Source organism: Frischella japonica (assembly GCF_014489845.1).
GTDB lineage: Bacteria > Pseudomonadota > Gammaproteobacteria > Enterobacterales > Orbaceae > Frischella > Frischella japonica.
Genome location: NZ_JABURY010000006.1, coordinates 44,730 through 69,167, shown reverse-complemented (window position 1 = coordinate 69,167; position 24,438 = coordinate 44,730). Strand labels below are relative to the sequence as shown.

The 24,438-nt window shown below is 34.8% G+C and carries 20 protein-coding genes; 13 read left to right on the top strand and 7 right to left on the bottom strand.

Going from position 1 to position 24,438, the window contains the following annotated elements; genetic code table 11:
• Positions 1–33: 33 nt before the first annotated feature.
• The 7 genes from dnaG to FcAc13_RS01675 all read left to right on the top strand — a co-directional run bounded on the left by dnaG (position 34) and on the right by FcAc13_RS01675 (position 8,559).
• Positions 34–1,821, top strand: a complete 1,788-nt coding sequence (dnaG, locus tag FcAc13_RS01705; protein ID WP_187754828.1) for a DNA primase — start codon at positions 34–36, stop codon at positions 1,819–1,821.
• A 274-nt stretch (positions 1,822–2,095) separates the two neighbouring features.
• Complete coding sequence (gene rpoD / locus FcAc13_RS01700; RefSeq protein ID WP_187754473.1) at positions 2,096–3,934, top strand: RNA polymerase sigma factor RpoD; 1,839 nt, start codon at positions 2,096–2,098, stop codon at positions 3,932–3,934.
• 185 nt (positions 3,935–4,119) lie between these two features.
• On the top strand, positions 4,120–5,091 hold the full coding sequence (locus FcAc13_RS01695; RefSeq protein ID WP_187754472.1) for a bile acid:sodium symporter family protein: 972 nt from the start codon (positions 4,120–4,122) through the stop codon (positions 5,089–5,091).
• A 232-nt stretch (positions 5,092–5,323) separates the two neighbouring features.
• A complete protein-coding gene (gene pitA / locus FcAc13_RS01690) occupies positions 5,324–6,826 on the top strand; it encodes an inorganic phosphate transporter PitA (protein WP_187754471.1) in 1,503 nt (500 codons plus the stop codon).
• Between the two features lie 62 nt (positions 6,827–6,888).
• Positions 6,889–7,350, top strand: coding sequence for a universal stress protein UspA (uspA, locus tag FcAc13_RS01685; RefSeq protein ID WP_187754470.1), 462 nt, complete (start codon positions 6,889–6,891; stop codon positions 7,348–7,350).
• Between the two features lie 407 nt (positions 7,351–7,757).
• Positions 7,758–8,327: a DUF2975 domain-containing protein gene (locus FcAc13_RS01680; protein WP_187754469.1), complete on the top strand. Its 570-nt coding sequence runs from the start codon at positions 7,758–7,760 to the stop codon at positions 8,325–8,327.
• Between the two features lie 13 nt (positions 8,328–8,340).
• Complete coding sequence (locus FcAc13_RS01675; RefSeq protein WP_187754468.1) at positions 8,341–8,559, top strand: helix-turn-helix domain-containing protein; 219 nt, start codon at positions 8,341–8,343, stop codon at positions 8,557–8,559.
• Positions 8,560–8,792: 233 nt separating this feature from the next.
• On the opposite strand, the gene FcAc13_RS01670 is transcribed toward FcAc13_RS01675, so the two are convergent.
• Genes FcAc13_RS01670 through FcAc13_RS01660 form a run of 3 tightly spaced genes read right to left on the bottom strand, consistent with a single transcriptional unit; the run spans position 8,793 to position 13,815 of the window.
• Positions 8,793–9,923: an ABC transporter permease gene (locus FcAc13_RS01670; RefSeq protein ID WP_187754467.1), complete on the bottom strand. Its 1,131-nt coding sequence runs from the start codon at positions 9,921–9,923 to the stop codon at positions 8,793–8,795.
• A 4-nt stretch (positions 9,924–9,927) separates the two neighbouring features.
• Positions 9,928–12,729 (bottom strand): ribosome-associated ATPase/putative transporter RbbA, encoded by a 2,802-nt coding sequence (gene rbbA, locus FcAc13_RS01665; protein WP_187754466.1) that lies wholly within the window; start codon positions 12,727–12,729, stop codon positions 9,928–9,930.
• A gap of 12 nt (positions 12,730–12,741) precedes the next feature.
• Entirely contained in the window at positions 12,742–13,815 is a 1,074-nt protein-coding gene (locus FcAc13_RS01660; protein ID WP_187754465.1) for an HlyD family secretion protein, read from the bottom strand.
• Positions 13,816–14,352: 537 nt separating this feature from the next.
• On the opposite strand from FcAc13_RS01660, the gene FcAc13_RS01655 reads away from it, so the two are divergent.
• The 4 genes from FcAc13_RS01655 to acuI all read left to right on the top strand — a co-directional run bounded on the left by FcAc13_RS01655 (position 14,353) and on the right by acuI (position 18,975).
• Positions 14,353–15,789, top strand: a complete 1,437-nt coding sequence (locus FcAc13_RS01655; protein WP_187754464.1) for a M20 family metallopeptidase — start codon at positions 14,353–14,355, stop codon at positions 15,787–15,789.
• A 12-nt stretch (positions 15,790–15,801) separates the two neighbouring features.
• On the top strand, positions 15,802–17,073 hold the full coding sequence (locus FcAc13_RS01650) for an MFS transporter (RefSeq protein WP_187754463.1): 1,272 nt from the start codon (positions 15,802–15,804) through the stop codon (positions 17,071–17,073).
• 227 nt (positions 17,074–17,300) lie between these two features.
• Complete coding sequence (gene acuR / locus FcAc13_RS01645; RefSeq protein ID WP_220679481.1) at positions 17,301–17,966, top strand: acrylate utilization transcriptional regulator AcuR; 666 nt, start codon at positions 17,301–17,303, stop codon at positions 17,964–17,966.
• Positions 17,967–17,991: 25 nt separating this feature from the next.
• Complete coding sequence (gene acuI / locus FcAc13_RS01640; protein ID WP_187754462.1) at positions 17,992–18,975, top strand: acrylyl-CoA reductase (NADPH); 984 nt, start codon at positions 17,992–17,994, stop codon at positions 18,973–18,975.
• 41 nt (positions 18,976–19,016) lie between these two features.
• Here the strand turns inward: acuI and FcAc13_RS01635 are convergent, their stop codons facing one another.
• Entirely contained in the window at positions 19,017–19,613 is a 597-nt protein-coding gene (locus FcAc13_RS01635) for a hypothetical protein (protein ID WP_187754461.1), read from the bottom strand.
• Between the two features lie 196 nt (positions 19,614–19,809).
• Here FcAc13_RS01635 and FcAc13_RS01630 point away from each other — a divergent pair, with 196 nt between their 5' ends.
• Positions 19,810–20,136 (top strand): YnfA family protein, encoded by a 327-nt coding sequence (locus FcAc13_RS01630; RefSeq protein WP_187754460.1) that lies wholly within the window; start codon positions 19,810–19,812, stop codon positions 20,134–20,136.
• Positions 20,137–20,206: 70 nt separating this feature from the next.
• Here the strand turns inward: FcAc13_RS01630 and pnuC are convergent, their stop codons facing one another.
• Together pnuC and nadR are read right to left on the bottom strand one after the other, a co-directional pair.
• A complete protein-coding gene (gene pnuC, locus FcAc13_RS01625) occupies positions 20,207–20,881 on the bottom strand; it encodes a nicotinamide riboside transporter PnuC (RefSeq protein WP_187754459.1) in 675 nt (224 codons plus the stop codon).
• A 12-nt stretch (positions 20,882–20,893) separates the two neighbouring features.
• A complete protein-coding gene (nadR, locus tag FcAc13_RS01620; protein WP_187754458.1) occupies positions 20,894–22,123 on the bottom strand; it encodes a multifunctional transcriptional regulator/nicotinamide-nucleotide adenylyltransferase/ribosylnicotinamide kinase NadR in 1,230 nt (409 codons plus the stop codon).
• Positions 22,124–22,472: 349 nt separating this feature from the next.
• Here nadR and mltF point away from each other — a divergent pair, with 349 nt between their 5' ends.
• Positions 22,473–23,945, top strand: a complete 1,473-nt coding sequence (gene mltF / locus FcAc13_RS01615) for a membrane-bound lytic murein transglycosylase MltF (protein ID WP_187754457.1) — start codon at positions 22,473–22,475, stop codon at positions 23,943–23,945.
• Here the strand turns inward: mltF and tadA are convergent.
• The gene (tadA, locus tag FcAc13_RS01610; protein WP_187754826.1) at positions 23,922–24,422 is read right to left on the bottom strand and encodes a tRNA adenosine(34) deaminase TadA; all 501 of its coding nucleotides are present in this window, start codon (positions 24,420–24,422) and stop codon (positions 23,922–23,924) included. The genes mltF and tadA overlap by 24 nt on opposite strands.
• Positions 24,423–24,438 lie beyond the last annotated feature (16 nt).

The window sequence follows — 24,438 nt, the reverse complement described above, 5'->3', positions numbered from 1 at the left end:
GTGCGGTTTGTTGTCTTTAGCGGATAGAATCATATTATGAAACATATTCCTCAGGATTTTATTGTTGATCTTGTTGCACGCACCAATATTGTTGATGTTATAGGTAATAGAATCAAACTCAAAAAACGAGGAAAAGATTATTGGGGAAATTGCCCATTCCATAATGAAAAGACGCCTTCTTTTTCTGTTAGTGAGAAAAAACAAATTTATTATTGTTTTGGTTGCGGTGCTGGTGGTTATGCAATTGATTTTATTATGCAATATGATCGACTTTCATTTCCAGAAACCATTGAAGAATTAGCTAGCTTACAAGGTATTACCGTTCCTTATATTGATTCCTCACCAAACCAGAATAAAAGTAAAACTCAAATTAGTGGTCAAAATACTCGCCGTGATCTCTATCAACTCATGGACCAATTAGCTAATTTTTACCAAACACAATTGAATATACCAGCAGCCCAAAAAGCACGAGATTATCTTATGCAACGTGGGTTAGATTCTCAAGTCATAGAACATTATAAAATCGGCTACGCGCCCGATGAGTGGCACCAAACAGCCACTAGCGTTGCTCAAACGGCAAGAGATCGCAAACTCTATGATCAAGCTGGTATGCTAGTCACCAATGACAATGGCAAACAATATGATCGCTTCCGTAATCGTATCATGTTTCCAATTCGCGATAGACAAGGTAACGTAATTGCATTTGGAGGCCGAACGATTAGTAGCACAGATTCAGCTAAATATATTAACTCTCCAGAAACCAATATTTTTCATAAAGGTTACCAACTATATGGTTTGTACGAAGCATTGCAAATTAATCGTAATCCAGAACAATTATTGGTGGTTGAAGGATATATGGATGTGGTTTCGGTAGCGCAATTTGGTATTCACTATGCTGTTGCAGCTTTAGGCACAGCAACGACAGAAGAACATATAAAATTATTGTTTAGAGCTACTGATAACGTGATTTTTTGTTTTGATGGCGATGAGGCCGGACGTCGGGCAGCATGGCGAGCTTTAAATGTCTTATTACCTACCTTGCTTGATAGCAAACAAATTAAATTTGTTTTTTTGCCAGAAAACGAAGATCCTGACACATTAATTCGTAAAGAAGGTAAAATTGCCTTTGAGACTCGTTTAGCTCAGGGGGTGCCTTTATCTAACTTTTTATTTGAAGAACTGGTTAAACAAGTTGATTTAAAAACATCTGAAGGTCGGGCAAAATTAAGTTCTCTCGCTTTGCCATTGATTGCGCAAATAAAAGCGCAATCTTTTAGTCTCAATCTTAAACAACAATTAGGTGACTATCTTGGCTATCTGGATGTTAGCCAAATTGATAAGTTATTACAACAGCATGAAGTAACCGACTCATTACCAGCAACGAAAAACAAAGTGCCTGTGTTACAAATGAAATTAACAACGATGCGGATTTTGATCGGCTTATTAATACAAAATCCTGAATTAGCTAATTTGATTACTGATGTTAAGGCCTTAAGAAGCGTAAAATTAGCCGGTATTGATTTGTTCCTTGAATTATTGGATCTCTGCCACCATTATGCACATATAACAACTGCGCAAATTTTGGCAAAATACGCAGATACGCCAGTTTATAAGCAATTAAATATCTTATCCTCTTGGGAACATAAATATCCTGATGAGGAAATAAGCGAGATTTTTTCTCATACATTGAAAGAGTTGTATGATAATATATTGAGCCAAAAAAGAGATGAGCTTATAGCTAAAGACAGAATATCTAAATTAACTGAAGCGGAAAAAAAAGAACTAGCAACATTAATACTTGTTTTATCAAAAAAAGACTAAATATATATAAAACAGTAATTTAATTACCAATATTGGAGCAGCTATAATGTTATATTAATTATAGCGCATAAATTTAAAGTAATAATTTGAAGCAATATACTTTTATGGTTTATCGCTTTGGTTTCATTGAAAAAATTAATGGCAACATAAATGATTCGCCCTCACTATACTTATAGTGCTCAATTCAATGCTATCAGCGAAATCTGGAAAGTATTTAGTCTGGGTAACGATGATTTTACCCTATCACTAAACAACAAAATGTGGATATTTTGATATGGAGCAAAACTCTCAATCACAACTCAAACATCTGATCATTCGCGGTAAAGAGCTAGGCTATTTAACTTATGCAGATTTGAATGATCATTTGCCTGAAGAAATTATCGATTCCGATCAGATCGAAGATATTATTCAAATGATCAATGATATGGGGATTCAGGTTCTGGAGGAAGCTCCTGATTCTGATGACATGCTTTTATCAGAAAACGTGCCTGATGAAGAAGCAGTCGAAGCAGCCACCGCTTTGGTATTATCGAACGTTGAATCAGAAATTGGTCGCACAACAGACCCTGTGCGCATGTATATGCGCGAAATGGGTGCCGTAGAACTTCTAACTCGTGAAGGCGAAATTGATATAGCTAAACGTATTGAAGACGGTATTAACCAAGTACAAACATCAGTATCAGAATATCCAGAAGCAATCACTTACCTTTTGGAGCAATATAATCTGGTTGAACAAGGTACGGTACGTTTATCCGATTTAATTACCGGATTTGTCGATCCCAATGCTCAAGAAAGCATAGAAGATTTACCTGAAGAATTAGAGGATGAAAATAGCACTCTTAATCTTGACGATGATCAAGATGATGAAGACGAAGAAACTGATTCTACTGATGATGATACATCGATTGATCCAGAAGTAGCCAGAGAAAAATTCTTAGCCTTAAAAGTGCAACATGAGAAAACATCTGAAGCGATCAAAAAATACGGCAGATCGAATAAAAAAGCACGGCAAGAAATTGAAAATCTATCTGAAATCTTTAAACAATTTCGTTTGGTTGGCAAGCAATTTGATATTCTGGTTAATAGCATGCGTGAAATGATGGAACGTGTGCGTTCTCATGAACGGGTAATTATGAAAATCTGCGTTGAACAATGCAAAATGCCGAAAAAACAATTTATGACTTATTTCACCGGTAACGAAAATAACATGAATTGGTTCGAAAAGGCAATGAAATCAAAGGGTGCTAATGCTGAAAAGTTAAGTGAATTTGATAAAGACATTGCGCAACAAACCGAGCAACTCCAACAAATTGAAACAGAGACTAATCTTTCGATTGAACAAATCAAAGATATTAATCGTCGTATGTCAATTGGTGAAGCTAAAGCCAGACGTGCCAAAAAAGAGATGGTTGAGGCAAATTTACGTTTGGTTATCTCGATTGCTAAGAAATACACTAATCGTGGTTTACAATTCCTTGATTTAATTCAGGAAGGTAATATTGGTTTAATGAAAGCTGTTGATAAATTTGAATATCGTCGTGGTTACAAATTTTCAACCTATGCAACTTGGTGGATTCGTCAAGCAATTACCCGTTCAATTGCTGACCAGGCTAGAACTATTCGTATTCCAGTTCATATGATTGAGACAATCAATAAACTCAATCGTATTTCACGCCAGATCTTACAAGAGATAGGTCGAGAACCAACGCCGGAAGAATTGTCTGAAAAAATGCAAATGCCTGAAGACAAAATTCGTAAAGTACTAAAAATTGCCAAAGAACCCATCTCAATGGAGACGCCGGTTGGTGATGATGAAGATTCACATCTTGGTGATTTTATTGAAGATACTGCAATGGAACAACCTCTTGATGCGGCAACATCAGAAAGCCTACGCGCAGCTACACGCGATATTTTAGGCGGTCTAACGCCACGTGAAGCAAAAGTGTTAAGAATGCGTTTTGGTATTGATATGAATACTGACCATACCTTGGAGGAAGTCGGTAAACAATTTGATGTCACTCGTGAACGTATACGTCAAATTGAAGCAAAAGCACTTCGCAAATTACGTCATCCAAGTCGTTCTGACGTTTTACGCAGTTTTCTCGATGAATAAATAGTTAATCGCAACTATTCACTTACCAAAATTCCGCTGCCGAAATCATTAAGTAGCGGAATTTTTTTATTTAATTAACCTGCGTTTTATCAGCTTGCATTCCGTCGCTACTATATAATTTGCCGATTATCTCGTATATACTAACGTATCGTTCGTTTGTATTGATAAAACAGACTAGAATCTCCATGAATATCATCAAATTACTAAAAATCGATCCTTTTTTATTAACCCTAGTTATTGTAGTAGCTACCGCAACATTTTTACCTTGCGAAGGTAGGATTAATACTTTTTTTGAATCCTTAACTAGCCTTGCAATCGCGTTATTATTTTTCATGCACGGTGCAAAATTATCCTTTAATGCCATTATTGATGGCATTAAAAATTGGAAACTTCATTTGATGATTTTTATAACGACATTTGCTATTTTTCCATTACTCGGAGTGGGATTACAGATTTTTGTCCCTGCTTTATTAACGCATAATCTTTATTTAGGATTCATATATCTGTGTACCTTACCAGCGACAGTACAATCTGCTATTGCTTTTACATCAATAGCACGCGGTAATGTTGCTGCTGCTATTTGTAGTGCTTCGGCATCAACTTTACTGGGTGTTTTTATTACTCCTATTCTTATTGGTCTTTTTATGCATGCTCAATCAGACAATGCCATGGACATCTCCGAAGCGGTTATTTCTATAATGCTTAAATTAATGCTACCTTTTATTTTGGGGCATTTATCCAGACCACTTATTGGTTTGTGGATCGATAAATATCGCAAAATCATCAATCAAACCGACCGTTTATCAATTTTATTAGTGGTTTATGTTGCTTTCAGCAATGCGGTAATAAATGGCATTTGGCAACAAATTGATATCATATCATTCATCACTATTATTATATTCTCTCTTATATTACTCACTATTGTATTAGTCATTACACGTTATGGTTCACGACTACTCGGCTTTAATAAACAAGATGAAATTACGATTGTATTTTGTGGTTCGAAAAAAAGTCTAGCCAGTGGTATTCCTATGGCTAGTATTATTTTTCCAGCCGCCGTAACGGGAATGATGGTATTACCATTAATGATTTTTCATCAAATACAACTGATGGTTTGTGCTATATTGGCCGCACATTATGCTAAACGTCAGGACTAAAACAAAAATCAAACAACCATTGTTTATCCTGCTCTTCAATCGTTACTGATAATTGTTATCAATATCTTGTATATTTTATTTTACACCATAACTGATGTGCTATTTCGCGCACACTTTTTGCTTATATTAGAATCCTTTCAAGGATTTATTAATAAAATTTCAAAAATTGCTTTGCTCATTTAATATTCTTTAGGATAATAGCGACGTTTATTTATTTATGTGAAGAGCCGATATGTTCCATCTATTTTCTGATTTAGATATTTCGACACTTATGTTATTAGCTATAGCGCTATTTTTTGTTTTATTTTATGAAGCAATCAATGGATTCCACGATACCGCCAATGCAGTTGCAACGGTGATTTATACCAAAGCACTAAAAGAACGACTAGCAGTGCTTATGGCGAGTATTTTTAATTTCTTTGGTGTATTACTTGGTGGTTTGAGCGTTGCTTATGCTATTGTTCACCTGTTACCGACTGATTTATTACTCAATGTCAGTTCTTCGCACGGATTAGCAATGGTATTTTCTATTCTTTTTGCTGCGATCATTTGGAATCTGGGAACTTGGTATTTGGGTATCCCTGCTTCAAGTTCTCATACCTTAATCGGTTCAATTATTGGCGTCGCTTTGGCAAATGCGTTTCTGACAAATACATCAGTAATCGAAGCACTAAATATTCCAAAAATGATTTCAATCTTACTCTCTTTAGTCATTTCACCATTGATAGGCTTATTAATGGCAGGTTTAATGATCTATATATTAAGAAAAATGTGGACCCAAAAGAAGAGTGGTAAGAAAAGAGAACGTATATTTATGACACCTGAACAACGTGAAAAACTATACGGTAAGAAAAAACCTCCATTTTGGATCCGGATTATGTTAATCATTTCAGCTGCTGGAGTCAGTTTTTCACATGGTGCCAATGATGGACAAAAAGGAATAGGATTATTAATGTTGGTATTAATGGGTGTCGCGCCAGCAGGTTTTATTGTTAATATGAACGCACCGACTTATGATATTGCTAACACACGAAGCGCCATCCATAATATTGAAGAATATTTTACTACCCACCAGCAAATTCTATCCGAAGTAATCGGTAAACAACCCATTGTAAGCAATGAAATTCAACATACTGACCTTACTGAATATCATTGTGATTATTCACACTCTTTTACAACTTTGAATATTGCCAAAACATTATTCAATAATTTAAATGATTATGAAACTTTAACCGTTGATCAACGTGCGCAAACTCGTCGTATTCTAATTTGTTTATCTGACACAGTAAATCATATTGCTAAACAAGCAAATCTACCTAAGCAGGATAAGAATTATTTATCCGCATTAAAAAATGATTTATTAAAAACTGTAGAATATGCACCTATTTGGATTATTATTGCTGTAGCTTCTGCTTTAGCTGTAGGTACTATGATTGGTTGGCGTCGTGTTGCCATCACAATTGGTGAGAAAATTGGTAAAAAAGGGATGACTTACGCCCAAGGTGTTTGTGCTCAGGTTACTACCGCTATTTCAATTGGTATTGCTAGCTTTACAGGTATGCCGGTGTCAACGACACAAGTATTGTCATCTTCTGTTGCTGGAACGATGATCGTCGATGGTGGTGGTGTACAAAGTAAAACCATGAAGAGCATTGCTTTAACTTGGATCTTAACTTTACCAATTTCTATATTACTATCAGCATTAATTTTTTGGCTTGCTCAAATGTTAATTTAGTAGTACAACTAACCGGAGAGTAATTAAATTTTCTGCAAGTTAAAAAGATAGAGGAAAGTGTTATGGCTTATAAACATATTTTAGTAGCAGTAGATCTTTCACCTGAAAGCGATATTTTAGTTGAAAAAGCTGTTTCAATGGCAAGGCCTTATAATGCACAAATTTCATTGATTCATGTCGGTATCAACTATTCCGATCTCTATACTGGACTAGTGGATATCAATATGAATGACATGAAAGATCGTATTACTGAAGATGCCCATATTGTACTTAATAAGTTAGCCGATAATGCGGGTTATCCAATAACTCATACACTCTCAGGTAATGGTGAATTTGGTCAAGTATTAATTGAAGCTATTCATGAATATGGTGCCGATCTTGTGGTTTGTGGTCATCATCAAGATTTTTGGAGTAAACTGATGTCTTCTGCGCGCCAATTAATCAATAATACTCATGTTGATACCTTAATTGTGCCACTGAAAGATGATGAAGTCACTGAAGAAAAACCTTCTGAAGTTAATTAAAAACATTTAGAATTTTAGCCATAAGATAAAAATAATTAGGTCTAACAATAATATGTTGGACCTTTTTGTTAAGTTTTTATTTTCATATCGATTCCCAATACCTACAATAGTGTTCCTATAAACATGACCAATGACATTAAAAAAGTATACAAAAAATTATCAATATAAGGTTTCTTGCTTTTCTAGTATTTCATAAGTACATAATTATTTAAATTATATTAATTCCTTTATCATTAAAATGATTTAAAACAATGAAAAGGTAACTTTAGGTAAAATCAATAAGGTAAATCAAGCATTAATCATAATTAACAATAAATTATTATTGTTTTACGATAATTTTTTATTGATTAATAATAAACAAAGAATATAATCTCCTTAATTCATTTACATACTATTAAGGAGCATTTATGCGTAATTCATCAAATATTGAACATTTAAAGCGTTATTCAAACTATGTGGCATGGTTTACGTGGGTGCCGATCATTTGTATCTTTATTGGTTGCTTTTCTCCCCTACTATTTTATTTTTTTAATATACAAAATATTGGATTAGATTCGGATAATTATTCTTTATTTTCTTCATATGTTGGATTTGATACTAATACTGAAACATTAACATGGTGGCAATCAGCACTGGCAACTTGCATCGATACCCTACCCATAGTGATTTTATTGTATGGTTTTTATCAACTGCGATTGCAATTTATTTGCTATGCGAAAGCGGAATATTTCACTGTAAATGCATCGAATCACTGTTACAATTTCGGTAAAGCATTAGTAGCTTGGGTTGTATTAGGCGTAATTTTTGAGCCATTATTATCATTAATTTTAACGTTAAATAATGAAGAAAAGTTCATTAACGTGAGTCTAACTGGTGACGATATCATCACCTTTTTCCCTGCACTTTGTATCATGATTATAGGGCGAATTCTGCTAAAAGCATCCCAAATAGCCACAGAAAACGAACAGTTCATATAAGGATCAATGAATCATGGCAATTATCATTAATTTAGATGTTATGTTGGCTAAACGTAAAATTAAATCTAAAGATTTGGCTAATGCAATTGGCATCACTGAGCAAAACTTATCTTTGCTAAAACAAGGTAAAGTAAAAGGATTTCGTTTAACCACACTTGAAGCGATTTGCCAATATCTAGATTGCCAACCGGGTGATATTTTAGAATATCGAGCAGATAGCAAAATTGATTAAAAACCAGATTAATAAAATATTTCACGTTAATAATCTACATCGTGTTACTATTATGGTAGAAAATAAGAGGGTTATAATCAATTATTTTGGTAGATTACAACCCTTTATTAAAATTTAGGATTAGTTCATATTAACTTAATCTATTTATACGTTTTGGTAACACCTGATGATTTATCAAAAGTTTTTGCACTATTAATGTAATGATCTATTTACTAACTAAATGATAAATTTCATTACGACCCCATACCGGCTATTGCTTTTCTAAAACGCATTAATGAAAAAGTAAAGAAAACAATGCCAATACCAAGTAACCAGGCATAAGAAACCCAAACGACATTCAAACCCGCACCACGATATAAAATAGCTTGTCCTAATTCGACAAAATGAGTAGTCGGGGCGAACATCATTATATTTTGTACCAATTCAGGCATACTTTCACGTGGTGTCGAACCACCAGATAACATCTGTAATGGTAGTAAGATCAAGATCAACAACATAGCAAATTGCGCAGTTGAACGAGCAACCGTTGCCAGAAAAATACCTAATGACGTAGTTACAAATAAATGTAATGATGCGCCAATCAAAAATAGTACCACCGAACCAGCAATAGGAACTTCTAGCCACCACTGCACTACCAGCATTAAAGCACCCCATGTCGATATTAATACCACCAATCCCATTGACCAAATTTTTGATATCATAATTTCAAAGGGAGTAACAGGCATTGACAATAAATGATCAATGGTGCCATGCTCCCGTTCACGCATCAAGGCAGCCCCTGTTAAGATAATAGATAACGTTGTCACAATGTTGATTATTTCCATTACCGAACCAAACCATGAACGAGTTAAATTAGGATTAAACATCGCTCTAACTTGAATATTCACAGCTGATGAAGCGGTTGAGCGATAACGATTAACAAATTGATTAACTTCATCATTAATCATTTGAGTTATATAACCATTACCCACAAAAGCTTGCCCCATCCTAGTAGCATCAACATTTAATTGAATTTCAGGACGCATATTATTCAATACATCTCGTTGGAAATTAGGTGGAATATTTAATGAAAAGGTATAACTATCGGTATCCATACCAGCATCAACTTCCTTCATTGAATAAACTTTTACTGGAGGCATAAACATCGGTGGATAAAAAGCGGAAGTAATTTGCCGTGACAGAGGAGAATCATCTTCATCAACCACCGCAATGGTTGCCCGATTCAAAGAATCAGAGGTTGCCGTAGCAGCGGTATAAATATCAATGGTAAAGCAGTAAGCTATCAAGATCAACATGATTGGATCACGCAACAATCCCCATAACTCTTTAACCCCTAATCGAAAAATATTAATCACACTTTGCATAGGGCTATCCTTCCTGTTTTTTTAGTAAAAGAATACTCATCCCTAATATAATCGGAATGGTGATCAATAAGGAAAATATTGAAGTATGTAAATCAGCAAATTGCAACGCTTTATTAAAGACTCCACGCGAAATAATCAGCATATGAGCCGTTGGATAAACTTCACCAATATAGCGCCCGGAGCCTTCTAATGAAGAAACTGGATTAAGCAACCCAGAAAACTGAATTGCAGGTAACATCGTACCGACACAGGTCAGAAAAATAACCGCAATTTGGCTACGTGTTACAGTCGAAGCAAGCAATCCCATTCCTGTTGCAATAATACAATATGCTAAGGCTGAGATACAGAGCGTAAATATTCCCCCTTTAATTGGAACATTAAAGATAGTAATTGCCATAAATAGCAAAATAAAAAAACTCGACATTGATAATACAATATAGGGAACTTGTTTACCGAGTAGGAATTCTGCCCGTGTGACTGGCGTAACATAGAGATTGATAATTGAACCCATCTCTTTTTCTCGTACTACCGATAAAGCCGCTAACATTGCCGGAATCATTAATAATAAAATAGGAATAACCGCAGGCACCATGGATGGTAGGCTTTTTACATCAGGATTATAGCGATATCGAGTTTCAACATTTGCTAATCCGGCAATTTGTTGACCTAATTTTTCTCGCGCCTGATCATTAAGCCATGCTAAATGCATACCCTGCACATAACCTTTAATTGTATCTGCCCGTAGTGGCATAGCGCCATCAATCCAAATAGCAATATCAACTGGATCACCACGTTGTATATCACGACCAAAGTTAGGCGGGATTTCTATTGCGAGAGAAATTTTACCGCTACGCATACGCTGATCCATATCCTTATAATCAATCAACGGTTTTTCCTCAATAAAGTAGCGCTTTGAACCCGATAAATTGAGCGTGTAATTATGACTTAGACCACTTTGGTCTCGATCCAATACAGCAAAATGTAAATCCTCAACATCTAAAGTAATTCCATATCCCATTACTAACATCAATATAGCTGAACCAAGTAGCGCTAATACAGCCCGTAATGGATCGCGAGATAATTCTAATGCTTCACGCCATAAACATCCGACCATCCGAGTCAAACTAAAGCCTGGAATTTTACTTTGTTGGTCATTTTTTTTCTCTTTAGGACGTTCAATATGCTCCTTATCACCGGAACTTTGACTTTCAACTTGCTTAGCAGAATCATCAGCACCAGCCTCAACCAAATAACTGATAAAAGCTTGTTCGAGTGTTTGTGCTTGTTTCGCAGCTATTATATTAGCTGGCGTATCACTCGCTAATACTTTTCCAGCATGCATCAATGAGATACGATCACAGCGTGCTGCCTCATTCATAAAATGGGTGGTTATAAACACTGTGACTTTATCTTTACGCGACAATTCAATGATTAAGCGCCAAAAATCGTCACGTGCAATCGGGTCAACCCCAGAGGTCGGTTCATCTAAAATCAAAATTTCTGGATTATGAACCACAGCTACAGATAACGATAAACGCTGTTTCACCCCCAGCGGTAGACTATCCGGTAAGCTTTGTCGATGTTCTTCAAGACCAAATCGCTTTACTAATTCGCTTACTCGTTGCGGGATATTAGCTTCCTTGATTCCATATAAACGTGCATGTAATACTAAGTTTTGTTCAACAGTAAGTTCACTATATAATGAAAATGCTTGCGACATATAACCTAGATGCCTTCTAACATTAATATCATTCGCATCCACAGGTTTACCAAATAACCAAGCTTCTCCTTCTGATATTGGTAATAACCCTGTTAACATTTTCATAGTAGTTGATTTACCACAGCCGTTGGATCCTAAAAAACCAAATATTTCTCCTTGTTGAATCGAAAAATTGACATGATCAACTGCGATAAAATTACCAAATTTTTTAGTTAACCCTTTTGCTTCTATTGCTATTTGCGCTTTATCGCCCCCCTCTAATGGTGGAATTTCAACCGCTTGGTAACCTTGTTTAGCATTTTCAGGCATTAATTGGATAAATGCGTCATCCAGATTGGTTTTACCTGTTTGTGTCAGTAATTGCTGAGGTGTTCCTGTTTCAAGAATCTTCCCCGCATACATGGCAACTAACCAATCAAAATTCTGTGCTTCATCCATATAGGCAGTGGCAACAATTACACTCATTTGTGGACGCTGCTTACGAATCTTGTTAATCAGCTCCCAAAATTGGGCTCGAGAAAGCGGATCCACGCCAGTGGTTGGCTCATCTAAAATAAGAAGATCAGGATCATGAATCAACGCAGAACATAAACTCACTTTTTGCTTCATTCCACCTGATAAGCGACCTGCTGGACGAGATAAAAATGGATACAGTCCCGTACTTAACGTGAGTTCATCAATACGACGCCGGCGTTCTTGTGCATCATGTCCAAATAAACGGGCAAAAAATTGGAGGTTTTCTTCAACTGATAAAGTTGGATAAAGATTTTTACCTAACCCTTGTGGCATATAAGCGATGCGTGTACAAATCGATTTACGATGACCTTTATCAGCCATATTACCATCAAGCACATAAACACTACCATCTTGAATAACATGTGCGCCAGCAATTAATGACAATAAACTTGATTTTCCCACCCCATCTGGTCCAATTAAACCAATCATACAGCGTGATGGAAAATTTAAGCTAATATTATCCAAAGCTCGCACATCTTTGTAACAAAGTGTGGTGTTTTCCACCTTCACCACATAATCGTTATCTATTTTAGCTAAAGCATTAACTAAATCTTGTTTTGGCTCTGACATAACCACACTCCATTATTGGTTTGGACATGCAGCTAAATCCGATAACTCTTGCGGCCATGCAACATTAGAATCTAATTTTACCCACGCAACACCCGGTAATCCTGTTTTGACCTGATTAATAAAACATTTAAGTAACTCTGGCTTGATTTGTGCTTTAACGCGGAACATTAATTTTTGACGTTCATCTTTAGTTTCAACTGTTTTTGGCGTAAATTGTGCGACACTTGCAACAAATGAGACATATGCGGGGATTGATTTATTCGGAATTACGTCTAAAACGATTCTGACTTCATCACCAATAGCTACTTTACCTACTACAGTTTCTGGTAAAAAGAATGTTAAATAAATATCAGAAAGATTGACTAAATTAAGCACTTTACCGCCAGCACTTAACACTTCACCCGGTTGCGCAATACGATATTGAATACGCCCGCCCACTGGCGCAACCAATGTACTATCATCAATATCAGCTTGAATCTGCGTAATATTGGCTTCAGCAACTTTTATTGCTGCAGCAGCACTTTGGATATTCGCTTGAGCCGATTCAACAGAAGCTTGCGCTGAATCAACTTGTGATTTTGCAGATTGTAAAGCCGCTTTGGCACTTTCCATTTTCGCATTGTCATCATCATACTGTTGTACTGACAAAGCACCAGTTTTATATAGCTTTTCTGTACGTGCTAAATGTTTGATAGCTAAATCAAGATCGCTTTCACGTTGATTAACAATTGCTTCGGCAGCTGCTTTATCACTTATGCTAAGACCAAGTTGCGCTTTCGCATTTTCTTCATTACTCATTGCTTGCAATAACTGTGCTTTAGCTTCATTTAATTGCGCATTTAAAGTATCGGTTTGCATAATAACCAGTGGTTGATTTACTTGTACAAATTCACCTTCTTGAACTTTAATTTGTTCAATTCGACCAGCAAGCTTGGTAGAAATATTAATTTCAGTACCTTCAATTCTACCATTGCCACTAATAAAATTAGGTCCAAAGCCGTCATCTTTAGTTAGAAACCAAATTAAGGTTCCAGCAACAACAACGGTAAGGAAAAGAATAAGCCATTTTCTATTTAACTGTTTCATCGTAATATCCTAATAATATCCTTATTTAAATCTTAAAGTTGATAATAAAGTTTATCTAATATGTATACTGATAGCTTAAAAGCGAAACTCAAACTTCAACAACAATGATAGTAAATAGAGAAATCAGCCCACTTTTCATTAAAATATCCTTTAACTTTATTTAAATCTTAAAAAGCAAAATAAAGTAAGATATTAATAATCAAAATCACTATCCAATGTTGGATTCAGATTGATACCAAATACCACTATTTTTAGTATTTTTATCTAGATATTTTGTTTATTTTATGCTAATTATTTTGTAAAGCATAATCATTTTATGCCTATTCAAAAATTATTATTTAAGGTAATGTTGCCCATTTAATATACAACACAATGACATAATGAAGTATTATTTCTAGCGCTAATTTTTGCCTCAAGATAATAAAACAAATTTATGCAATGAATGGTTTTATTTTTTATTTACCTTACTTATTGTAGTATATTTGTTTTAAAAGGAGTCTTTACTCACCATAAAATAAGATAAGCAGTTAAAACACGATGGAACAAAATATTAAACTCAATTGTTTATTAGAAAATTTACAACTTATTTTTAATAACAATACATTCAAACAACGACTTGCTCATAGGATTGGTTATCAAACTGAAAGTCAGCAACAACCTAGACCACAGAGTTTAGTTGAATACTTACAACAAGTTATTCAACCTGAATTAAATTCTATGGGTTTTACCACTACCCAAATTGATAATCCCGAAACAGAAAACTGTCCCTTTTTGATTGCCGAGCGTATCGAAAGTCCTACACTACCAACTGTTTTATGTTATGGTCATGGCGATGTGGTATTTGGTGATGCCATACATTGGCGTAAAGGACTAGAACCCTGGCAATTGATTGAAGAAGGCGATCGCTGGTATGGTCGCGGTACAGCAGATAATAAAGGTCAACATACCATTAACTTTGCAGCTTTAGAGCAAGTATATCTTGCTCGGGGTAAAAAATTAGGATTTAACTGCAAAGTATTATTTGAAATGGGAGAGGAAATCTCATCACCCGGTTTGGCAAAAATTGCCGAACAGTATCGAGATCAATTAAAAGCCGATCTTTTCATTGCTTCTGATGGTCCACGTTTATCTGCTGATCAACCGACGTTATTCTTAGGATCTCGTGGTTGTATTAATTTTAAACTTACGATAAATAGTCGTGAACAAGGTTACCATTCGGGTAATTGGGGGGGCTTGTTGTCCAATCCGGCAACACAGTTAGCAAATGCGATAGCATGTTTAGTAGATAAACAAGGTAGAATACTTGTCGATGGTTTAAGACCACCGGCATTAAGCCCAGCTATCCGCCATATTTTAAGTGATATCCAACCAGCTGGGCAATTAGGTGATCCCGATATTGACATCAACTGGGGAGAACCCGGCCTTACCCCTGCTGAACGGCTTTTCTCATGGAATAGTTTAGAGGTATTGGCTTACACAGCAGGAAATCCGGCAAAACCCGTGAATGCAATTCCCCCTAATGCATCGGCTACTTGCCAGCTCCGTTTTGTGGTTGGCACTGATACCAAAAATATTATTAACAATATTAAAAAACATCTTAACTTACATGGTTTTAATAATGTCGAAGTTGAATCGTGTGGTATCACTGCTGCAACACGCTTTGATCCAACTGACCCACTGGTTGATTGGGCATTAAGTATTATTCAACAAGCGACGGATAAAAAACCAGCTTTATTACCTAATTTAGGTGGCTCATTACCAAATGATATCTTCGCCGATATTTTAGGCTTACCAACCCTTTGGATTCCTCACTCTTATCCGGCTTGCGGTCAACATGCAGTTAATGAGCATATGCTCAAATCAATAGCCTATGAGGGATTAAACATAATGGCTCGACTATTTTGGGATCTTGGTGAACGAGGTAATGAATTATTACTTCAACACAAGCATCACCAAGAAAAAAATAAAAAATAAGGAATACAATTTATGCAGTCCATACACACTGAAAAAAATTCACCCCAAAAACCTAATCTATATAAAACATTATTTGCTACATGTATTGGTAATGCTTTGGAATGGTTTGATATTGCTGTCTATGCTTTTTTTGCTAATTACATTGCTAAGGCTTTCTTTCCTAATACCGATGAAACATTATCACTCATTATGACTTTTGCTTCGTTTGGTATTTCATTTCTTATCAGACCAATTGGAGCCGTGTTTTTAGGTAATTATGCTGATAAACATGGTCGTAAAGCATCATTACTGGCATCAATGATTTTAATGATGATTGGTTGTTTAATGATTGTTATCATGCCAACCTATCAAACTATCGGATTAACAGCGCCAATTTTGATGATTGTTGCGCGTCTTATTCAAGGATTTTCTGCTGGTGGTGAATTTGGTAGTTCGACCGCCTTTTTAATTGAACATTTTCCCGAACGTAAAGCCTTTATTGCCAGTTGGCAATTTGCCACACAAGGTGTTAGTACTTTACTTGCAGCGTTATTTGGTTTAATTTTAACTAACACTTTAACTGAATCTGAAATAAGTGAATGGGGTTGGCGAATTCCTTTTGCTTTTGGACTATTAATTGGTCCGGTTGGTCTCTATATTCGACGTTACATTGATGAATCGCCAACCTTTGAAAAAGCCGAAAAAACTCAATATCCTTTAATAGAGATCATTCTCAATCAAAAATCATTGTTCTTCATCGCCGTTGGTTTAATGATGATTTCAACTGCTATTAACTATATGTTACAATATGTGCCTACTTATGCGACGAAAAACCTTCATTTAGATAGCTCAACTGCATATACGGCAACGTTAGTAGCGGGTATAATTTTAACTTTTGTTACTCCATTAGTTGGTTTATTGGCAGAAAAAGTCGGTCGTATTCCATTAATGTTTGCATCCTTAGTTTTATTACTCGTCACAGTTTATCCCGGGTTTGCTCTTACCGTCGATTTTATCAGCCCAACATCGTTAATTTTGTTAATTAGCTGGTTAGCTTTATTAAAATCAATTTATTTTGCAACCGTACCTTCTATGATGGCAGACATTTTCCCAGTCAAAACAAGGGCTACTGGCATGGCGTTAAGTTACAATGTTTCAGTAACAATTTTTGGCGGTTTTGCACCTATGATTTGTACAATATTAATTAGATTAACTAAAAGTGATCTTGCGCCAAGTTATTATTTAATTGCCATTGGCTTCATTAGCTTATTTGCTTTATATCAAGCGAATGCCCTCAAAAAATAATTTTTAATTGTCTATCTCTTTATCAATAAAACTTCCCTATATCTTATTAGGGAAGTTTTAATAAGATGTTATTTAATTTAACACAATGATTTTTTTTAATTAACAGAACCTCTCTATTATCACATCTTATCCACTTACTATCATTAATCATCAAATAAAAAAAATGTGAAGACTTTATTTTTGTAGACAATCAGTCTATATTATTAAAAAATGTTTTGAGAAATTTTATGATGAAAGTGATACAACAAAAACCTAAGCGAGGAAGACCTCCTAAATCAACGCATGATCATCAAGATACCAAACAAGCTTTGATTCGTAGTGGGGTTGAATTAATCACCGAACGCGGATATATGACTGCAGATATCGACAGTATTTTAAAACGTGTTGGTATACCCAAAGGATCATTTTATTATTATTTTGAAAATAAAGAGGCCTTTGGACACGCAATCTTAGAAAATTACGCAAGTTATTTTGCTCACAAACTCAATAAATATCTCAATAATCAGACCATTTCACCTCTAGAACGGATTTATCAATTTTATCTTGATGCAAAACAAGGTATGGAAAAATACCATTTTAACCGTGGTTGCTTAGTGGGCAATTTAGGGCAAGAAATTAGCACCATACCCCATAGTTTTCGGCAACGGTTAAATGAAATTTTTCTGGATTGGCAACATTGTATAGCTAATTGTTTAACTGAAGCACAATTAAATGGTGATATAGCACAATCACTCAATAGTCAAACTTTAGCCTACTCTTTTTGGATTGGCTGGGAAGGCGCTGTCATGCGTGCAAAATTAATTAAAAATGCCGAACCGATGACAATATTTATCAACTATTTTCTAAACAACTTAGATTACAAACCAAATCTAGGTACAGATCATTCCCATTAATGACTTGTTATAAAAGGAAAACACCATGTTCAATGCAATTCTTATCGAGAAAGATGATAAAGGCTATCGCGCCAACCTCACTCAGCTTCAACCATCCCAATTACCTGATGGTGATGTCACTGTTCAGGTAGACTATTCGTCATTGAATTATAAAGACGCCTTAGCCATTTCAGGTAAAAGCCCAGTTGTACGACAATTCCCTATGGTGCCAGGCATTGATTTCGTCGGGACAGTAATCGACAGCCAAACATCACAATACAAAAAGGGCGATAAAATATTACTTAATGGTTGGGGAGTAGGGGAAAAACATTGGGGTGGCCTAGCGCAATTTGCTAAAGTGAATGGCCAATGGCTCATTCCATTACCACAAAATTTGACCGGTAAGCAATGTATGGCAATTGGTACAGCCGGTTATACGGCAATGTTAGCAATTATCGCTCTTGAAAAACATGGCATTTCACCGAAAAAAGGAAAAATTTTAGTCACGGGTGCAAATGGTGGTGTCGGCAGTTTTACGATCGCGATTTTAGCTAAATTGGGCTATCATGTAATTGCGGCTACCGGTAGACTAAATGAAAGTGCTTACCTAAAGCAATTAGGTGCTAACGAAATTATTGATCGTCATGAATTGTCTGAACCGGGTAAACCATTAATGAAAGAACGTTGGATAGCTGCCATCGATTGTGTAGGTAGTCAAACGCTAGCTAATGTTTGCGCAAGCACACAATATGGTGGTGTAGTTGCCGCATGTGGTTTATCACAAGGTATGGATTTTCCTAGTAGTGTAGCGCCCTTTATTTTACGCGGTATTAGCCTTATCGGTATCGATAGTGTTATGCGCCCTTATGCTGATCGTGTTGAAGCTTGGCAGCATTTAGCAACTATCCTAGATGCACCATTATTGGACACCATTGGCAAAACAATTTCATTAAAACAAGTCATCCCTACAAGCGAAAAATTATTGCAAGGCCAAATCCGAGGTCGCATCATTGTCGATGTAAATCATTAATAATCAATATACAAGGGTGAATGGCTCACCCTTTACAACACTTAAATTTTAAACACCAAAGCTAAGAGAGGTATAAAATAATTAGATTGTGACGCTTTTGCGCAAGAAAAATAGGCCGCGTAGTAACGTTGATGATCAGAATCATGATAATCAATGTGCCAACGCAATTTATGAACAGAATTTAAAATGGATAAGCAGTTAATTAAACGATATATTAAATAAAGGGTAAATGAACAACCTATAATTAGTATTCCCCATTGCATATAATCTTGTTGATAATCTATAGTAGCGCTATAGATATTAATTAGTTGATAAACGCTATAAGCAGTTACCATAGTTAAGAAAAAGAGTTTTAGTTTAAATAATTTTATAAATTTAGATGCCAATACTTGTTCATCGTCAGCAAATATATTGATTAAACTGTTTACATCTTCTTCGACTGGAAAGCCATTAATATCAAAAATAAGACGATCTTTAGAACTTTCAACCAATACTTGATTTTTTCTTTTCCAACTATCGATCAAAATCCCAACAATGATAGAAAAAACAAAGGCTAAGCCTATTATATAAGCCACAATAACTTGATAACCAAAAATGGATATCACACATCCAATAATAAAAAAAATATACAAATGCATCGTTTATTCCCTTAAATTTTTATTTTGATCATTTATTTCTGTATTACTATACATGTTGCATCTAATAAGAGAAACTTTAGCAACCCATTAATATTTAATGCACAGTAACAAATAATTGTGATTTTATATCTTATAACAACATAATACGTTTATTTTGATAGAACACCTAAATTATACATAAATGAGAAGATATTGCATGGTTAAAGTTATATTATTATTTTTAGTAACTGCATTGGCTGAAATCACCGGTTGTTATTTTGTCTATCTTTGGATTAAGCACATAACATCAGCTTGGATTTTAGTTTTAGCAGCCATTAGCCTGATGATTTTTACTTGGTTATTAACACTGCATCCAGAAGCAAGCGGTCGAATTTATGCCACCTATGGTGGCATTTATATTATAACTTCGTTAGTTTGGTTACGCTTAGTCGATCATGTAAAATTAACGGCTTTTGACTTAATTGGCGCAAGTATGATTTTAGTAGGTAGTTTAATTATTATTACTGGCTGGCGCTCGGTATAAATTTTATTATACCGAGTTTTTGCTAGCTTAGAATTCGTTTATTCGGACGATAAAAATAAAAAGTGTTAACTTATTTTTGGCTCTTTTTCCATTCAATCACCCCATAAATGGCATTAAACAAGTATATTAAATATTGCGTAGCAATAATTGGATTATGAGTATAAATATTCAAACCGATGGTCAAAACATTAAGGAGAATCCATAAATACCAATTAAATGAAAAACGCATCATTAATAACAATTGAGCAATCAGCCCCAAGCCGAATATAAAACAATTTGCAATTAATTGATATTCAGTATTTTTTGCTTCCAATTCAGTTGTTAAAAAAACATTTAAAAAAGCAGCTATAATCAAGAAAAATAAAATTGTTAAAAAATGATTTTCTTTTAATTGTCTAACTTTTACGGCTTTATCCGTATCTTGATTTTTACGCCAATTCACTAACCCATAGACATGTGACAAAAAATAAAATATAGAAGGTAACGCTGCTCCTATATTATTACCGAGAAAATTGGCAGTACTTTCGCCAAATGCCGCCATCATACCCAAAACATTACCGCTATTTTTTCGTTTAGCTAATAATATTACACACAATAAACCACACATGGATCCCACAAAAGAGATAGCGTAACGTTGATCAAAATCCTGTAGAGGATTAGTTGATAAAAAAGCTAAAGTCACGAGTACCAGACAAATATATGGATAAATTTTACTACGTCCAATAAGTAGAATTAAATGAGTCATATGTATTCCTTATTATGAATGTTCGATGAGCTTAGATACCAGTTCAATACATTGTAAATAACGTTCATCATAGTCAGATGAGTTGATAGTTGTATACTTAACTTTATTTTTATTTAATAAACTTATCAGTAATTTTTGAAAATCCTTTCGCTGCGAAACACTACCTAATGTTCTTAAGCCATCGGCAACCCAAGGGGTATTGTTTTCAAGTAAAATGACTAAATCAAAACGATAATTATTAATCATTGCTTGCACAAATGGATGTTCTTTACCTTCATATTTTTTACAAAAAGCCTGTGTTGTTATAAAATCTGTATCAATAAATGCTACTTTATTAGCATATTTAATAGCGAAATCAATATATTGTGCTTGACCTAAAGCAACTTTGTCATAATCAGAAAACTGCAAAGCCCTTTCATCGCCACCGAGATGGGAAAATACATATTCACGCCCAAATTCCCATGCACTAGTTGTATTAAATACATTCGCTAACTTATTAATCAAAGTCGATTTACCACTCGATTCACCACCTAAAATTGCAACCGTTCTAACGAAAAATGGACGAACTTCAGTAGGAATATATTGCCAATTTTGCAAAGGTGCTTGCCGAATTTTAGTTCCACTAACTTTCATAAAACTGCGTTCAGGATCGATCAAAATAGTTTCAAGGTTAAGTAACTGACTATACATATTGACATCTTGTGGTTCACTCGAATAAACATAATTGGGATTAATCCCCTTTTCTTTAAATAGTAACTTAACTCGATTACTCCATTCTTGCCAACCATTTGGATAACTTGGGATACCATCTTCTTTTAAAATTTCAATATGGATATTTTTTTGATATTTGAATGTTTGCAGTAACCAACGTAAACGATCATTAAGCGTTGGTTGATGTGACATGGCACTATTTTTAAATAATTTTTCATCACGTAGAGTATCAGAACAAAGCACAATATATAGCTCGTCAACTTGACCTATTGCACGTTGAATAAGGTGAATATGACCTGTATGCAATGGATAAAACTTACCGAAAATTACGCCTACTTTTTTATCTTTTATTGGATACTCTATGTTAAGATATTGATGCAAAGCTTCTAGTTTTTGCGCGCTGGGCATTTTAACTTTATCATTAATCAGCTGGCTTAAATAACCTTTGGTCATATTGCAAGCTTCAGCGACGGTTTGTAAAGATAAGTTTTTCCGCTTTATTGATGTTTTTAAATAATTATAACTCATCATATTAACCTCTTTGTTTTATATATTAAACATAATTTAAACTAAAATCAAAATTTGTTCAATATACAACATCGATTAAATTGTATGAATTTTTAAGCACAAAATGTGCAATTATGAATAATTTTAGGCGAGAATTGGGTTGATTAGCTAAATCAATAACTTTATAAAATATAATTAATTAGTATTTTTATAGGTTGCTTCTTTACAAAATTGTTATTTGATTTATATAAAATAACTAATTGATTAAATTAATTTTGTTATTTATGCTTTGAGATATGACTATATATTAAATTTGCGGTGAAAAAGTAACATGCTATAATGCGGCGATTTTTACTAACCGGATAATTACTGTTTGATTAAAAAAGTCGCCCTATGGAGTGGTAGCCTAGTTACAACTATTTTAATTATTTTAGCTATCGTTTTTGCCCTTTTTTTTAAAGAAAAAATCCGTGCTAAAGAAATTCAACCGCAAAGCACCATTCTACAAAAAATTTCAGAACAAAAAGAGCTTCGGGTAGGAATGCTACGTTCACTAACTACACTTTACGTCGATTATCGGAATCCTAATGTAGTCGGTGGATTTGAATATGCTCTACTTAAAAAATTTTCTGATTCCCTGAATGTTAAATTGAAAATTATTTTCGCTAACACACTTCCTGAACTAATCGAAAAAAGCCGTGATGGTAAGATTGATTTGCTCGCAGCGCAAATTAAAGGGTATCCCGAAGAATTAACTAATTTTGATGCTAGTGAAGCTTTCCACCCGATCGTACAACAATTGGTATATTTAAAGGGTTCCGCTAAACCATACTCTTTTGAGGATATCAAAGGTAATTTAACTATTCCAAAATATTCATCGCAAAGCTATATTTTAAGAAACATAAGTACACAATACAGTGAATTAAATTGGCATGAATCAGATATTCTTAATCAAGAAGAACTACTCAAACTCGTCGTTGATAAAAAAATTGACTACACCATAGCCAATCACAATACCATTGCTATTATGCAACGTATTTATCCATTATTAACAGTAGCCTTTACGGTAGATGATAATTGGTCTCAAAATTGGTATTTCCCAAAATCACAAGACCATTCGCTACGCGATAAATTTAATCATTTTATTAAAAAAGCTTATAAAGACGGAACTATTCAAAAATTAGAATATCACTATTTTAATCATATGAATAAATTCGATTACGTTGATACACAACGTTTTATACAAGCAATAAAACAAACTTTACCCAAATATCAAGCTTTTTTTGAAAAATATGCTTCCTCTAATGAATTAGATTGGAAATTAATTGCTGCAATATCTTATCAAGAATCACATTGGAATCCCAAAGCAGCTTCATCCACTGGAGTTAGAGGAATGATGATGCTAACTAAACCCACTGCTGATTCACTAGGCATTAAAAACCGTTTAGATGCCGAACAAAGTATCAAAGGTGGCACCATTTACGTAAAACAAATTATTAACCGTATCCCAGATACCATTCCTAATGAAGAACGCATTTGGTTTGCCTTAGCTGCTTATAATATGGGCATGGGACATTTATGGGATGCGCGCAGTTTAGCTATCAAATTGAATAAAAATCCTGATAGTTGGCAAGATGTTCGCCAGATCTTACCGCTATTAAGTGAAGAAGAATATTATACCGATCTAAAATACGGTTTTGCTCGTGGTTATCAAGCGGTACATTTTGTTGATAGTATTCAACAGTATTATATGAGCCTAGTTGGTTACTTACTAGAAAGTGAACTTCGTCAAAAACACATTGATGAAAAATTTGACTTAATCTCACTGGATTTCGCGAGTGAGTAACTTTTTCTGCTTAATTTCGAACCGACGACGTTTAAAAAAATCGCTAAGAAGTTGAGCAGATTCAACAGCTAATATACCTGATTTAATCTCTGGTCGGTGATTAATTCCAGGATGGTCAAGTATATTCATAAATGAGCCGGCAGCACCGGTTTTAAAATCAGTGGCGCCAAATACTACTCGATTAATACGACTATGTATAATCGCGCCAGCACACATAGCACAAGGCTCTAAAGTGATATATAACGTAGTATCAAGTAGACGATAATTTTTAAGATAACTAGCCGCCTGCTCAATCGCAACAATTTCGGCATGTGCCGTGGGATTATGATTTAATATTGGCTGATTCCAGCCTTCCCCGATGATGTTATTGCCTAACACAATAACAGCACCCACTGGTACTTCGCCATGGGCTTCTGCTTTGCGGGCCAAGGTTAATGCATATTGCATCCAATATTCATCGGAAAAAGGTATCATCATTGCAGCAAAATCTATC

Coding starts and splice junctions, on each gene's coding strand:
- acuR (WP_220679481.1), top strand. CDS start 17,301: ATGATGAAAGTGATACAACAAAAACCTAAGCGAGGAAGACCTCCTAAA.
- FcAc13_RS01675 (WP_187754468.1), top strand. CDS start 8,341: ATGGCAATTATCATTAATTTAGATGTTATGTTGGCTAAACGTAAAATT.
- rbbA (WP_187754466.1), bottom strand. CDS start 12,729: ATGTCAGAGCCAAAACAAGATTTAGTTAATGCTTTAGCTAAAATAGAT.
- FcAc13_RS01650 (WP_187754463.1), top strand. CDS start 15,802: ATGCAGTCCATACACACTGAAAAAAATTCACCCCAAAAACCTAATCTA.
- tadA (WP_187754826.1), bottom strand. CDS start 24,422: ATGATGATACCTTTTTCCGATGAATATTGGATGCAATATGCATTAACC.
- pitA (WP_187754471.1), top strand. CDS start 5,324: ATGTTCCATCTATTTTCTGATTTAGATATTTCGACACTTATGTTATTA.
- FcAc13_RS01630 (WP_187754460.1), top strand. CDS start 19,810: ATGGTTAAAGTTATATTATTATTTTTAGTAACTGCATTGGCTGAAATC.
- FcAc13_RS01695 (WP_187754472.1), top strand. CDS start 4,120: ATGAATATCATCAAATTACTAAAAATCGATCCTTTTTTATTAACCCTA.
- rpoD (WP_187754473.1), top strand. CDS start 2,096: ATGGAGCAAAACTCTCAATCACAACTCAAACATCTGATCATTCGCGGT.
- FcAc13_RS01670 (WP_187754467.1), bottom strand. CDS start 9,923: ATGCAAAGTGTGATTAATATTTTTCGATTAGGGGTTAAAGAGTTATGG.
- FcAc13_RS01635 (WP_187754461.1), bottom strand. CDS start 19,613: ATGCATTTGTATATTTTTTTTATTATTGGATGTGTGATATCCATTTTT.
- nadR (WP_187754458.1), bottom strand. CDS start 22,123: ATGATGAGTTATAATTATTTAAAAACATCAATAAAGCGGAAAAACTTA.
- FcAc13_RS01680 (WP_187754469.1), top strand. CDS start 7,758: ATGCGTAATTCATCAAATATTGAACATTTAAAGCGTTATTCAAACTAT.
- acuI (WP_187754462.1), top strand. CDS start 17,992: ATGTTCAATGCAATTCTTATCGAGAAAGATGATAAAGGCTATCGCGCC.
- uspA (WP_187754470.1), top strand. CDS start 6,889: ATGGCTTATAAACATATTTTAGTAGCAGTAGATCTTTCACCTGAAAGC.
- FcAc13_RS01655 (WP_187754464.1), top strand. CDS start 14,353: ATGGAACAAAATATTAAACTCAATTGTTTATTAGAAAATTTACAACTT.
- FcAc13_RS01660 (WP_187754465.1), bottom strand. CDS start 13,815: ATGAAACAGTTAAATAGAAAATGGCTTATTCTTTTCCTTACCGTTGTT.
- pnuC (WP_187754459.1), bottom strand. CDS start 20,881: ATGACTCATTTAATTCTACTTATTGGACGTAGTAAAATTTATCCATAT.